Source organism: Rhizobium oryzicola (genome assembly GCF_030504645.1).
In the GTDB taxonomy this organism is placed as follows: Bacteria; Pseudomonadota; Alphaproteobacteria; order Rhizobiales; family Rhizobiaceae; genus Neorhizobium; species Neorhizobium oryzicola.
In genome coordinates this window covers 354227-367425 of sequence record NZ_JAUKWQ010000002.1, presented here as the reverse complement: position 1 = coordinate 367425, position 13199 = coordinate 354227, and the positions used below count along the sequence as shown (strand labels likewise).

General features: G+C 58.6%; 10 protein-coding genes. 7 read left to right on the top strand and 3 right to left on the bottom strand.

The genetic code is table 11. The annotated features are described in order from the left end of the window. The first annotated feature begins 73 nt into the window (after positions 1–73). From xdhB to xdhC, 3 genes are all read left to right on the top strand, one after another. The gene (gene xdhB, locus Q2T52_RS09065) at positions 74–2410 is read left to right on the top strand and encodes a xanthine dehydrogenase molybdopterin binding subunit (RefSeq protein WP_302076386.1); all 2337 of its coding nucleotides are present in this window, start codon (positions 74–76) and stop codon (positions 2408–2410) included. Between the two features lie 96 nt (positions 2411–2506). After that, positions 2507–3601 (top strand): sensor histidine kinase, encoded by a 1095-nt coding sequence (locus Q2T52_RS09060; protein WP_302076385.1) that lies wholly within the window; start codon positions 2507–2509, stop codon positions 3599–3601. A gap of 15 nt (positions 3602–3616) precedes the next feature. Continuing rightward, complete coding sequence (gene xdhC, locus Q2T52_RS09055) at positions 3617–4438, top strand: xanthine dehydrogenase accessory protein XdhC (RefSeq protein WP_302076384.1); 822 nt, start codon at positions 3617–3619, stop codon at positions 4436–4438. On the opposite strand, the gene Q2T52_RS09050 is transcribed toward xdhC, so the two are convergent. Beyond that, positions 4415–4660, bottom strand: a complete 246-nt coding sequence (locus tag Q2T52_RS09050) for a hypothetical protein (RefSeq protein WP_302076383.1) — start codon at positions 4658–4660, stop codon at positions 4415–4417. The two genes, xdhC and Q2T52_RS09050, sit on opposite strands and share 24 nt — an antisense overlap. Positions 4661–4760: 100 nt before the next feature. Here Q2T52_RS09050 and Q2T52_RS09045 point away from each other — a divergent pair, with 100 nt between their 5' ends. Continuing rightward, positions 4761–5672: a LysR substrate-binding domain-containing protein gene (locus Q2T52_RS09045; protein WP_302076382.1), complete on the top strand. Its 912-nt coding sequence runs from the start codon at positions 4761–4763 to the stop codon at positions 5670–5672. A 49-nt stretch (positions 5673–5721) separates the two neighbouring features. Here the strand turns inward: Q2T52_RS09045 and Q2T52_RS09040 are convergent, their stop codons facing one another. After that, complete coding sequence (locus Q2T52_RS09040; protein WP_302076381.1) at positions 5722–8529, bottom strand: DUF4214 domain-containing protein; 2808 nt, start codon at positions 8527–8529, stop codon at positions 5722–5724. A gap of 214 nt (positions 8530–8743) precedes the next feature. Between Q2T52_RS09040 and Q2T52_RS09035 the strand changes: the two genes are divergently transcribed. Then, entirely contained in the window at positions 8744–9748 is a 1005-nt protein-coding gene (locus Q2T52_RS09035) for an AraC family transcriptional regulator (RefSeq protein ID WP_302076380.1), read from the top strand. A 190-nt stretch (positions 9749–9938) separates the two neighbouring features. On the opposite strand, the gene Q2T52_RS09030 is transcribed toward Q2T52_RS09035, so the two are convergent. Continuing rightward, positions 9939–10283, bottom strand: a complete 345-nt coding sequence (locus Q2T52_RS09030; protein ID WP_302076379.1) for a hypothetical protein — start codon at positions 10281–10283, stop codon at positions 9939–9941. 359 nt (positions 10284–10642) lie between these two features. On the opposite strand from Q2T52_RS09030, the gene puuD reads away from it, so the two are divergent. Both puuD and guaD read left to right on the top strand, forming a co-directional pair. Further along, positions 10643–11884, top strand: a complete 1242-nt coding sequence (gene puuD, locus Q2T52_RS09025) for a urate hydroxylase PuuD (protein ID WP_302076378.1) — start codon at positions 10643–10645, stop codon at positions 11882–11884. Beyond that, positions 11881–13194: a guanine deaminase gene (gene guaD / locus Q2T52_RS09020; protein WP_302076377.1), complete on the top strand. Its 1314-nt coding sequence runs from the start codon at positions 11881–11883 to the stop codon at positions 13192–13194. The genes puuD and guaD overlap by 4 nt, the downstream gene beginning before the upstream one ends. Positions 13195–13199: the final 5 nt, after the last annotated feature.

Below are 13199 nucleotides of genomic sequence, written 5' to 3'. Positions count from 1 at the left end.
GCGGGGAGAGGGTTAGGGTGAGGGGCAGCTTGCATGCCGCCGCTCAGCAAACACCAATCGAAGGAATCCGCTGATGGATACCACCACCTTCGACACCAAGGACACCATCAACGGCCCGATGCATGCATCGCTCCGCCATGACTCCGCGCACAAGCACGTCACGGGCACCGCCGAATATATCGATGACATTCCCGAACCCGCCGGCACGCTGCATGCCGCACTCGGCCTGTCGGACCGGGCGCATGCCGACATCCTGTCGGTCGATCTCTCCGCAGTCCGGGCAGCGCCGGGCGTGGTGACAGTGCTGACGGCGGATGATATTCCCGGCGTCAACGACGTATCCTCCAACGGCAGCGGCGATGAGCGCCTGCTCGCCACGACAAAGGTGGAATTCCACGGCCAGCCGATCTTTGTCGTCATCGGCGAAACGCGAGAACAGGCCCGCCGGGCCGCACGTCTTGCCAAGATCGAATATCGCGACCTGCCCCATTGGACCGATATCGATAGCGCGCTCGAAAACAACGCGCCTCTCGTCGTGACGCCGATGACTTTGAAGCGCGGCACGCCGGAAACGGAAATGGCAAACGCCCCGCGCCGCCTGACCGGCCGGTTTTATGTTGGCGGACAGGAGCATTTCTATCTGGAAAGCCAGATCGCGCTTGCCATTCCCGGTGAGGATGAGGACGTCACCGTCTGGTCCTCCACCCAGCACCCGACGGAAGTTCAGCATATGGTGGCGCATGTCCTGCATTGCGCCAGCCACGCCGTCACCGTCAACACGCGCCGCATGGGCGGCGGCTTTGGCGGCAAGGAAACGCAAGGCGCGCATTTCGCATGCCTCGCAGCCGTTGCCGCCAAGAAGCTGAACCGGGCTGTCAAATTCCGCCCGGACCGCGACGAAGACATGATGGTGACCGGCAAGCGGCACGATTTCCGCGTCGATTACGAACTGGGCTTCGATGACGAGGGCCGCATCCACGCGGTGGATGCCACCTTTGCGGCCCGCTGCGGCTTCTCATCCGACCTTTCCGGCCCGGTGACCGACCGCGCTCTGTTCCATGCGGATTCCAGCTATTTCTATCCGCATGTGCATCTCACCTCCAAGCCGCTGAAGACCCACACCTGCTCCAACACCGCCTTTCGCGGGTTCGGCGGGCCGCAGGGCATGGTGGGCGGCGAGCGCTTCATCGAGGAAATCGCCTATGGGGTCGGCAAGGATCCGCTCGATATCCGCAAGCTGAATTTCTACGGTGAGCCCGGTTCCGGCCGCACGCTGACGCCCTACCACCAGGAGGTGGAGGACAATATCCTCCTGCGTCTGGTGGAGGAGCTGGAAACCTCCAGCGCTTACCGCGCGCGGCGTCAGGCGATCATCGAATTCAACCAGAACAGCCCGGTCATCCGCAAGGGCATTGCGCTGACGCCCGTCAAGTTCGGCATTTCCTTCACCATGACCGCCTTCAACCAGGCAGGTGCGCTGGTGCATGTCTATTCGGACGGCTCGATCCACCTGAACCATGGCGGCACCGAAATGGGCCAGGGGCTCTATACCAAGGTGGCGCAAGTGGTGGCCGACACCTTCAATGTCGATATCGAGCGGGTGAAGATCACCGCCACGACGACAGGCAAGGTGCCGAACACATCCGCCACCGCCGCCTCGTCAGGCTCGGATCTGAACGGGATGGCAGCCTATGATGCCGCCCGCCAGATCAAGGACCGGCTGATCGATTTCGCCTGCCGCAAATGGCAGGCACAGGCTGGCGACATCGAGTTTCTGCCGAACCGAGTGCGCATTGGCACCGAGACGGTCAGCTTTGATGCGCTGGTAAAGGCCGCCTATTTCGACCGCGTACAGCTTTCCGCCGCCGGCTTCTACAAGACACCGAAGATCCATTGGGATCGCGCGGCGGGCAAGGGCCGGCCCTTCTTCTATTTCGCCTATGGCGCGGCCTGCTCGGAAGTCTCGATCGACACACTGACCGGCGAATATCTGGTCGACCGCACGGATATCCTCCACGATGTCGGCAAGTCGCTGAACCCGGTCATCGATATCGGCCAGGTGGAAGGTGCCTTCGTGCAGGGCATGGGCTGGCTGACGACCGAGGAGCTGTGGTGGGACGGCAAGGGCCGCCTGCGCACCCACGCGCCCTCCACCTACAAGATCCCGCTCGCCTCCGACCGGCCCAAGATTTTCAACGTGAAGCTGGCCGAATGGTCGGAAAACCGCGAACAGACCATCGGGCGCTCCAAGGCGGTGGGCGAGCCCCCCTTCATGCTGGGCATTTCCGTGCTGGAGGCGCTCTCCATGGCGGTGGCCTCGATTGCCGATTACAGGGTCTGCCCGCGGCTTGATGCGCCAGCGACGCCCGAGCGGGTGTTGATGGCCGTGGAGCGGCTGAAGGGGATGTAGGCTCGAAAAAAATATCGCGGCTGTGTCAGCGACCCTCGATAATGGAACAAGCTGCACGATATTGAATGTGAAATGGTTTACGGCCGGGATTTGCGCGTGTTTGATTTCCCTAGGGATGGTGGTGAAATGGGGCGCGCCATTCGCGCCTTTAACTGGTCGAAAACCTCGATGGGGGCGATCGACACATGGCCTGTGTCACTGCGCAGCGTCGTGCAGATGATGGTCCAGCAGGGACACGCGATCTGCCTCTTCTGGGGCGATGATCTCAACATCGTCTACAATGACGCCTACCGACCGTTTCTGGGTGCCAAGGAGCGCGGCGCTCTTGGGCAGCCTTTTCAAGAGATCTGGTCCGATGTCTGGGAGGATGTGAAACCCTTCGTGGCAGAAGCACTGGCTGGCCGCAGCACATTCACCGAAGATCTGCGACTGATCATGCACCGTAACGGCTATCCGGAAGAGACGTTCTGGACGTTCTCCTATAGTCCGCTTTACGACGACGCAGGACGAGTGGCCGGACTGATCGACGTCGCGGTCGACACAACGGCTGCCGTGAAAAGCCGTCGCAACGAGGAACTGTTGCGACGCGAACTTGTGCACCGGGTCAAAAACAGCGTGGCTGTCACAACAGCGGTCGTCAGCGCCACCATGCGCCATGCGGAAACGCTGGAAGAGGCGCGCGATACAATCAGCAAACGCATCGCTGCCCTTGGAAAGGCTCAGAACCTCATCCACCAATCCGAAACGGACGCAGACCTGGCGAGCATCATCCGCGAAAGCATGGAGGCCCATCTTGATGAGCCGCAGCGTTTGATCGTGTCGGGACCCGATGTGCGGGTCTCGCCGCAACAGGCGGTTGGCCTGTCGCTCGCGGTTTATGAGCTCGCAACCAATGCCCTGAAATATGGCGCGCTTTCGACCGAAAGCGGCCGGATCGCCATCTCATGGTCAACCAGGGAGGATAAAAGCTTCCGCTTTATCTGGCAGGAATCGGGAGGGCCTCCCGTGCAGGGACCGCGCCGCCGGGGGTTCGGATCCCGTTTGACCGACCAGATCGTTGCCAATTACTTTTCAGGAACGGGCGTGACCCTTTATGAAAGAGATGGCCTGATGTTCGAGTTGAACGGGACGCTGCACAATGGTTTCGAGGACGAAAGTGAACCACAGCGAACTGGCGATCACGCGGCGTGAAGACGGCAGAGGCAAATGACGACGCCCATGCCGATCGCACGCTTTCTGGATGCCTATCCTGTCTGCATCCTCGTCACCGTCATCGAAGCCAAGGGCTCGACGCCGCGGGAAGAAGGCGCGTTCATGCTGGTATCGCAGTCAGAATGCTGGGGCACGATCGGCGGCGGGCAACTGGAATTCGTGGCGATCGACAATGCCCGCGCGCTCCTCACTGGCGGCGGACAGCCGCAGCTTGATATTCCGCTCGGCCCGGAAATCGGCCAATGCTGCGGCGGACGTACCGCCCTGTCTTTCACAAGCGTGACGCCTGCCGTCCGGGCTGAGCTTGAGGCACGCCTTGCCGCCGAGTCAGAGGCGTTTCCAACCGTCATGCTGTTTGGTGCAGGACATGTCGGCCAGGCGCTGGCGACAGCGCTGGCGCCCCTGCCCTTTCGGGTGACGGTGGTGGAAACGCGGGCGGACGCCCTCATCGACCTGCCCGAAAACGTCACGGCACGCCATGTGGCCATGCCGGAAGCGCTGGTGAAAGATCTCGCATCCTCCAGCGCAGTGATCATCCTGACGCATGACCACGCGCTAGATTTCCTCATTGCCCGTGAAGCCCTGGCGCGGGATGACCTCGCCTATATCGGCATGATTGGCTCCGCCACAAAACGCGCCACCTTCAAAAGCTGGCTGGCGCGGGAAACGGAGGGCGCGGTGACAACCGACCGGTTGATCCTGCCGATCGGCGGAACCCAGGTGCGGGACAAGCGCCCCGCCGTCATTGCCGCCCTGGTGGCGGCGGAGTTGCTGACCGTTTACGGAAGAGGACTAGAGCGGACGCCGAAGGAATGAGTCGCGGGCAGCATCGAAGGCCGTCGGCAGTCTCTGGCGACCGACGTTGATGCCGCGATCCTCCAGTCCCAGATCCCGCTTCTGGCTTTCCGGCATCTCTTCCACATCAAGCCGGTTGCTGCGTCCGCGCCGCTTCTGAGCCAGATCCTTCACGCCGAGTAAGCGCGATACCAGCCGCGACCATAGGCTTGCTGCCCGCGATCCTTCCATGGTTTCAAACATCTGACAGCCCTTTCGCATCGAATGAATGAGGCTATGATGCTCGCAGAAGCACCGGCGATCCAATCGAAGCTTCGTCTATATGGATCAAGAGGGTTGATGCATGAAAATATCGAAGCAATTTCCGGTGAATGCGCTGCGCGTGTTCGAGGCCGTTGCCAGGCACTTGAGCTTCACCAAGGCGGGCGAAGAACTGGGGCTGACGCAGACCGCTGTCAGCTATCAGATCAAGCTGCTGGAAGACCTGCTGGGTGAGAGCCTGTTTCTGCGCCGGCCGCGCCGCATCACCCTGACAGACGCCGGCGCCCGTCTCGCACCGAAGGTGTCGGAAGCGTTCGAATTGTTGAGCGCAGCCATCTCCGACATGCGCAGCACATCGGAAGGCACGCTCACCATCAATGCGACGGCAACCTTTGCCAGCCATTGGCTGGCGCGGCATCTGGGCATTTTCCAGTTGGACAATCCCCGTATTGCGGTACGGCTGGAAACCACGCAGGAGATCATCGACTTCAACAAGACTGAGGCCGATGTCGCTATCCGCGTTGGCCAGGGCCAGTGGCCTGGCCTGCGCGCACATTTCCTGATGCGCAACCATTTCACACCCATGCTCAGTCCGAAACTGGCCGAAAGCATAGGCGGCGTGCGCGAACCGCTGGATCTCCTGAAGCTCAGGATTATCGATCCCGGCGATCGCTGGTGGCGGATCTGGTTCACCGCGGCCGGTTATCCGGATGCGGAACTGGATCTTTATCCGCGCAGCAAAATGGGTGCGCAGGCTTTAGAGGCAGCGGCCGCCGTCGCGGGCCATGGAGTGGCCATTCTGCGACCGGAATTCTATCAGGATGACGTGGCGATGGGGCGCCTCATCCAGCCCTTCGAACTCACCTGCGAAGACGGCTCCCACTATTGGCTCGTTTATCCCGAAGCGCGGCGTCATGCCGCCAAGATCCGCGCCTTCCGGGCCTTCCTTACCAAGACCCTGCCGAGTTTCGAGGAGCGCGCGCCACTTGAGTAAGATTTTAGTCCAGCCCCAATTTTGAGAGGCTGGACGTGTTCGCGTTCTTCTAGACCAGAAACTCCCATCCGGTTGGCGGGACATACTTCGCCTGCATTTCCGGTGAATAGGCAAAATGGTTTGCAATTTCGGTCAGGCTCATGCCCTTGCTCTGAGCTGTCTGCCAGTAGGCGTAGCCTGCATCATCCGATTTGCGGCTGAAGAGCACCTCATAAAGAAGCTCAAGTGTGATGGCACCGTCCTTGCTATATTGCTGGAACTTCATGTTCCGGCTTTCCTGAGAAGAGAAGAAATCAGTGACGATGTCACCGGCGGAAGCCCCCTTAGAGAGCTTTTCCGCCCAGAACTGCACGCCGTCCATATCTCCCTGCCGGTCGAAAAGTTGCTTATAGAGCCGCGCGATCATCTCGATCTTGGTAGCATAGGAAAGCTGCACATCCTTGTCCTTGAAGCGGATCGTCTCGATGTTCACGAGCGTGTCCACATCGGTCGGATCGTCCAGCGAACGTACGGTCACCACCGCATGGTTCTGGGTCACGACATAACGGTCCGAGGTGCGCTCAAAGAGAGCGACGTCCTGCCCCTCCCCGCCATGCAGGAAATCCTTGCCTTCACCGCCGGAAAGCTCATCGCGACCGGAATTACCGAACAGGCGATCGTCACCGCCCTTGGAGGAAATCTTGTCGTCACCACCACCGCCGAAGAGGATATCGTCATCGGCTCCAAGGTTGATGGTCTGGTTGCCGCTATCGCCCCACACCACCTGGGATCCTGTGCCGCCCGTAACCGTGAGGTTACCGACGACAACGGCGAAATCGACATTGTGCAATTGAAGCACCGTACCCGTTGGCAGATCGTGCCCATCGATAACAAGCGCCACCTTCGGAATACCCTCCGCAGCCGGCGTGCCATTGATGATCAGCGGAGAACCGGGCGGCGTGGAAGCCCCGCCCAGAGTGGGCACGATGGTCTGGACGATCAGCGAATTGCTGGGCACGAGCCCATCGAGAAATTTCGTGCCGCCACCCACCAGCGTCGTTTGGTCGGAAGAGCCAGAAGGCGTGTGCGCCTTGATTTCGCGGATGAGGTCGGTCAGCGAAGCGCTGGGCGATTTGGCCTGCCCGCTTCCGGTAACCGAGAGGCCGAAACCCACCGGTACCTCGGCATTGACCACAGATACACCACCTGCCGTTTTGAAAAGAGGAATGTCAGCGACAGAGGCATTGCCAACGCTTTCGACGCGACCCGTGGTGACGACAGGAACTGTCATTATCTGTGAAAGACTGCCGTCACTGTTCATTGTCGACGTGGAGGTGACGGCTACTCCATCCACAAGCGGCTGCGGTGCAGGGCCGCCACCACCACCACCGCCACTATCGGTGCTGGGCAAGCTGAGCTTTACGGTGCTAGTGGTCGTTGCAGCATTACAGGTCACATTCCAGGTTGCGCCAGCCGGCAGATTGTTCAACGTAATCGCCTTACCACTCGCAAGTGTCAGCGTGCCGGTTGCCGTCTTGCCATTCAGGCTGGTCAGATCCGCATCCGTGACGACAAGGCGATCATCAACGCTGAAATCCTGGATCGTATCGCCGTTCAACTCCTCGACCGTGCCCTGGAAAACGTCGTTACCCGCGCCGCCTTTCAGGGTGTCGCTGCCCGCACCGCCGATCAGCACATCGTTGCCGCGACCCGTGGTGATCGTATCGTTGCCATCTCCGCCTTCTACCCTGGTATTGCCAACGCCGGTATCGGTGAAAACGTCGTCGCCACCAAACAACTGGTAAAGATATAAGCCACTTTTGTTGGTGGATTGGACTGTGGAATTTACGTTGATCGTCGTTGCATTCGTGCCGAGCGGATCAGGACCATCTCTAAAGGCGATATGTGAGCCCGAAACATCGTTGTTTGAGAGGGTATAGGTTGCGTTTTGCAGCGGTTTTTCCGTGACGATGGCGTCGTAGGCATCCATGATCTTGTTGTCATGAACATTAACATTGCCGGGCACGTGTAGGAGGTTGATCGCTACGAGCGAGCCTTTGCCTGTGTCATCAAGGTCTCCCGCAGCCGCCGTAATGATATTGCTGGCAACTTCAGCAACGCCGGTATTGGATAGCAGAATGCCACTGGCAAGGTAGGGGTCGAGGACATAGCCCAGATTGGTCAGCGTATTGCCGGTAATTGTTGCAATTACCCCCTCTCGGGGATCCCCCGCCGAGCCGATCTGCATACCGTTTTGAACGGGTCTGCCCAGTTCAGCAGCACCTATGATCTGGTTATCCTGAATGATGGCATTGAGGCTCTTGCCCCAGGCGATAATGCCGGTCTTCTGAAACTCATCAATAAGAGAATTCTTGATGGTAAACTTATAACGCGCACCATTGCTGAGATCGGTTCCCTCAGCCAGAACACCAAAACTGTTGCTATTTCCTTGATAGTTTCCATCCTTATCGAGGGGCTCGCGAATGGCCTTGATATGGACGTTATCGACGGACGTATTTGAGTTCTGTGAGCCTAGACCAACCAGGCCGTATGAATCGGCGGTGCCCTTGCCACGGCCGTCAATCGTCAGGTCTTTGATAAAAACATCGCTCTTGCTGACATTGCCGACAAGAACATCGACGATGACGGTGCGGGTCTTGTCATTTATTGATGAAGTCCCCGACGCAACCGGCGTATCCGGCGCCTCGATGATAACGCTGTCACGGCTCGCCCCCACGAGGGTGATTGCCTTGTCGATAACGATCTGCTCTCGGTACGTTCCGGCTCTGACCTGGATTTCGTCTCCATCCTGGGCAGCGCTCACGGCAGCCTGAATGGTCGTATAGGTCTGCCCCACCCCAACAATAAGAACAGCCATTCTCACCCCTCCTTAAAAAAGAAAGCAATAATGGAGTGATGTCGAATATCCCCACAATGCTTCGTAGAATAACGGGATTATCCCCGCACGACTCAATCGACGGTTTACGTCTGCTCCGGTTACGATTACGAAAGACAAGCATTACGAGCTTTGGGGATTTGCAGAAAAACTTTGGCGAAATGCAAATGCACTTTTATCTCTTTGGAGGAGAGAAATGAGCGCGCGCTTCAACTGGAACGGATTTTCGGAAATTCTGCCCGGTGATCTATTCAACGACAATTTGACGAAAACGGAACGCAATGGCCGTTTTGAATCCACGCGCAAACAATTTCTGCCTGCTGCTGGTGACGGCATGGTGGCATTCGTGAAAACGCCAGATCTGCGTGTCCTCTTGGTGGATTGTGCAATCCGAGAAGAAAAGCTGCACGAGGTGACGGATGAGGGCTTGATCCGCTTTCACTTCAACTTCGATCTGTCGCTCGAAACCACCTATGGGCATAACAGACTGGAAAGCATCGTTCGGCACGACGCGGGCATTTTCTCTGCGCCAGGCGACTACGTCATGCAGGACAGGATACTGCCCGGCCATTGGCAAAAATTCCTGACGGTAGCGTGCTGCCCCCAATGGCTGAAGGATTTTTTCGGCATTGACGCCGCATCACTGCTGGAGCAGAGGAAAGAAGAGACGGAAGGACCTTTCCAGCATTGCTCGCTTCATTTCAACGCCGCCATGCGAGAGGCGGTGCAGCTTATGTTGAGCGGCCCACAGTCTGCCAGCGTCATGGAAAACTGCATGAATGCGGCCTTTATCACCATCAAGGCACAGGAACTTGTGTTCCACGCCCTTGAACAGGCACGCACCCTTTCCGCCGTGGAAGCCTTGCTGAGACCGACCGATCTTCGAGCAGCAAAAGCAGTCCTGGATCTTCTGGAAGTGAATTACGCCCACCCACCTTCGCTGGCGGATCTCTCCCGAAAACTCGGCACAAACAGAACCAAGCTCCAGCAGGCATTCAAGCAGGTGCATGGAGAAACCATTGGCGGCGCAACAGAGCGGCTGCGCATGACAGCAGCCCAAAAGCTTCTGATCAATACGGACATGAGCATTTCGCACATCGCATTCGAGGTTGGCTATGCCCAACTCTCTAGCTTCTCCAGCCGCTTTAAGGCATATTTTGGAATAAGCCCCAAGGAGTTAAGGCGGAAACTGGCAAACTAACCAATGACACACCGCACACGAACAATGCGAATTTGCAAATGAAAAGCTGAAAATACGCTGCGCAAAGACGGCTAAGATGTTGGCTCATTTCCGGAGGTGCGGCGTCATGCCGCCAAGATCCAGGCGTTCGGGGCCTTTCTCACCAAGACCCCGCCAAGTTTGGAGGAACGCGCCCCTGGGACATAGGGGGCTAATTGGACATATCCGGCGCATAGAAGCAGCGTAGCGTATCCTCGGTCGGATAGAGGCAGAGGTGATATTCCTCATCCTGGCTGCGCCGCGCCTGGCTCTGAGGCACTTTGAAATCATGAGAACGCGTAACCAGACGATGGTCACCCGGTCGCAATTCCACTTCGTAGCCGCCTGCAATGATCTTGACGTTCTTCGTCGAGATCATCTGGCAGTCGCCGGTATGGTTGTTTCCGTTGCAGCAGTAGGCTTCATATTGCCAGCCGCTCTGGGCTTCGTGCGCGTTGAGGCCAGAGGGGAACGCAGACGCATACGCAATCATCACAAGCGTCAGAATGCTTCGCATGAGCTTATTCTCCGTTGATGAATGCCTTTCATCACCGGTGAACCCGCAATACCCGCCTTCACCGGCTGTCTTGCAATTGTCACAATAGCTGAGTCGTCCTCACAGACGAATCCGCAAGAAGTTGCGATGCACAAATGATAGTCGGCGCAAGCTTCTGCCCAGCAACACGGCATGGAACAAGAAGTTCCATATCGCCCCGGCGGTCCATCTGCAGGCCGTTTGTGATGCAATGCAACAACGCCCTCTCGGAACCGCGTCACCCCGGCCGCGAAAACCATGGATTTCGTTAGACGTGCTCTTCCCTAAACCGCGTTTTTTTTCCACTCTGATCAGTCGGGGAACGAGACAGGAATTCTCGCATGTACGAATACGCCATAGCCTGGGAATGGCTGAGCTTTGCAGCCCGGTGGCTGCATGTGATCACCGCCGTGGCCTGGATCGGCTCATCCTTCTATTTCATCGCCCTCGATCTCGGATTGGTGAAGCGGCCGCATCTGCCTGTTGGCGCCTATGGCGAAGAATGGCAGGTGCATGGCGGCGGCTTCTACCACATCCAGAAATATCTTGTGGCGCCCGCCCAGATGCCGGAGCATCTGACCTGGTTCAAATGGGAAAGCTACGCCACCTGGATGTCCGGCTTCCTGATGCTCTGTATCGTCTATTATGGCGGCGCGGATCTGTTCCTGATCGATCATTCGCTGCTGGAACTTCAGCCCTGGCAGGCGATCGGCCTGTCGCTGGCATCGCTTGCACTTGGCTGGCTGATCTATGATCAACTCTGCAAATCCCCGATCGGCGAAAACACATGGGGTCTGATGGCCATTCTCTATGTTGTGCTGATCGCCATGGCCTGGGGCTATACGCAGATCTTCACGGGACGGGCCGCCTTCCTGCATCTCGGCGCGTTTACCGCGACGATCATGTCGGCAAACGTCTTCATGATCATCATCCCCAACCAGAAGATCGTCGTAGCCGATCTGATCGCAGGCCGCACGCCGGATCCGAAATACGGGCGTATCGCCAAGCAGCGCTCGCTGCACAACAACTATCTCACGCTGCCCGTCATCTTCTTCATGCTGTCGAACCACTATCCGTTGGCCTTCGGCACGCAGTTCAACTGGATTATCGCGGCCCTCGTCTTCCTGATGGGCGTCACCATCCGTCACTGGTTCAACACCACGCATGCGCGAAAGGGCAAACCAACCTGGACCTGGCTGGTGACGGTGCTGATCTTCATCCTCATCATGTGGCTCTCCACCGTCCCGAAAGTGCTGACCGGAGAGAAGACCGTCTCGCTGTCGCCACTGCAGCAGCGCTTTGCCAGCGATGTGCATTTTGGTCAGGCAAAGGATATCGTGCAGGGCCGTTGCGGCATGTGCCATGCGGCAGAGCCCGCCTGGGAAGGCATTCGCTTCGCTCCCAAGCAGGTGAAATTCGAGACAGATGCGGATATCGCATCGCATGCCCGCGAGATCTATATCCAGGCAGGGCGTAGCCACGCCATGCCGCCCGGAAATGTATCCGGCATCACATCGGAGGAGCGCAAGCTTCTCGTCGCCTGGTACGAAAGTGCGGCCAGTTCCGCCGGAGCCAAGAAATGACCACCACACTTCTCAGGGGACGCCTGCTCTCCTTTCATCGCGCCCCTGCGAGCCTGAACGACAGCGAAAGCTATCTTTACGAATCTGACGGCGCCCTGCTGATCCGCGATGGCATCATTGCAAAGGCGGGATCTTACGCCGATGTGAAAGCGGCAGCGCCCGAGGATGTGGAAGAGGTGGACCACCGCCCGCATCTGATCCTGCCGGGCCTGATCGATACGCATGTGCATTTTCCGCAGATGCAGGTGATTGCATCCTACGCTGCCAACCTGCTGGAATGGCTGAACACCTATACCTTCCCGGAGGAATGCCGCTTCGTGGAAACCGCGCATGCGGAGCGCATCGCCACGCATTTCTACGACGAGTTCCTGCGCCAGGGCACCACGACGGCGGTCGCCTATTGCTCGGTGCATAAAGCGTCTGCCGATGCCTTCTTTGCGGAGGCCATGAAACGCAACATGCTGATGGTGGGCGGCAAGGTGATGATGGATCGCCACGCGCCGCAGGGCCTCCTGGATACGCCGCAGCTCGGCTATGACGAGACGCGCGCCGTGATCGAACAATGGCACGGCAAGGGCCGAAATCACGTGGCCATCACCCCGCGCTTCGCCATCACCTCGACGCCGGAGCAGATGAGTGCCGCGCAGGCGCTCGCCCAGGAATTCCCGGACCTGCACATCCAGACGCATCTGTCCGAGAACCATGAGGAAATCCGCTTTACCTGCGAGCTTTACCCTGAGGCGACGGATTATACGGATATCTATGCCCGCTACGGGCTGCTGGGCAAAAGGACGCTGCTTGGCCACGCCATCCACCTCTCCGACCGCGAAGCGGATGTGCTTTCAGAGACCGGTTCGGTGGCTGTCCATTGCCCGACCTCAAATCTCTTCCTCGGCTCCGGCCTCTTCCCGCTGAAGGCAATCACGCGACGCGACAAGCCGGTGCGTGTCGGCGTCGCCACGGATATCGGCGGCGGCTCCAGCTACTCCATGTTCAAGACCATGGACGAGGCCTACAAGATCCAGCAGCTGCTCGGCGAGCGGCTGAACCCGCTCGACAGCTTCTACCTGATGACGCGCGGCAATGCGGAGGCGTTGTCGCTGGTGGACCGCATCGGCACGCTGGAGGAAGGCACCGATGCCGATCTGGTGGTGCTGGACGCCGCGGCAACCCCGGCCATGAAGCTGCGTATGGAAACGGTCAACACGCTGCCGGAAGAGCTTTTCCTGCTGCAGACGCTGGGCGATGACCGCAGCGTGGTAGAGACCTATGTGGCGGGTGTCGCGGTGAAAACTGTTTTGGGAAAATAGGAATA

Bases quoted from the DNA above. Each gene is read 5' to 3' on its own strand.
- xdhB (WP_302076386.1), top strand. From the start codon at position 74: ATGGATACCACCACCTTCGACACCAAGGACACCATCAACGGCCCGATG.
- xdhC (WP_302076384.1), top strand. From the start codon at position 3,617: ATGACGACGCCCATGCCGATCGCACGCTTTCTGGATGCCTATCCTGTC.
- Q2T52_RS09050 (WP_302076383.1), bottom strand. From the start codon at position 4,660: ATGTTTGAAACCATGGAAGGATCGCGGGCAGCAAGCCTATGGTCGCGG.
- Q2T52_RS09045 (WP_302076382.1), top strand. From the start codon at position 4,761: ATGAAAATATCGAAGCAATTTCCGGTGAATGCGCTGCGCGTGTTCGAG.
- Q2T52_RS09040 (WP_302076381.1), bottom strand. From the start codon at position 8,529: ATGGCTGTTCTTATTGTTGGGGTGGGGCAGACCTATACGACCATTCAG.
- Q2T52_RS09035 (WP_302076380.1), top strand. From the start codon at position 8,744: ATGAGCGCGCGCTTCAACTGGAACGGATTTTCGGAAATTCTGCCCGGT.
- Q2T52_RS09030 (WP_302076379.1), bottom strand. From the start codon at position 10,283: ATGCGAAGCATTCTGACGCTTGTGATGATTGCGTATGCGTCTGCGTTC.
- puuD (WP_302076378.1), top strand. From the start codon at position 10,643: ATGTACGAATACGCCATAGCCTGGGAATGGCTGAGCTTTGCAGCCCGG.
- guaD (WP_302076377.1), top strand. From the start codon at position 11,881: ATGACCACCACACTTCTCAGGGGACGCCTGCTCTCCTTTCATCGCGCC.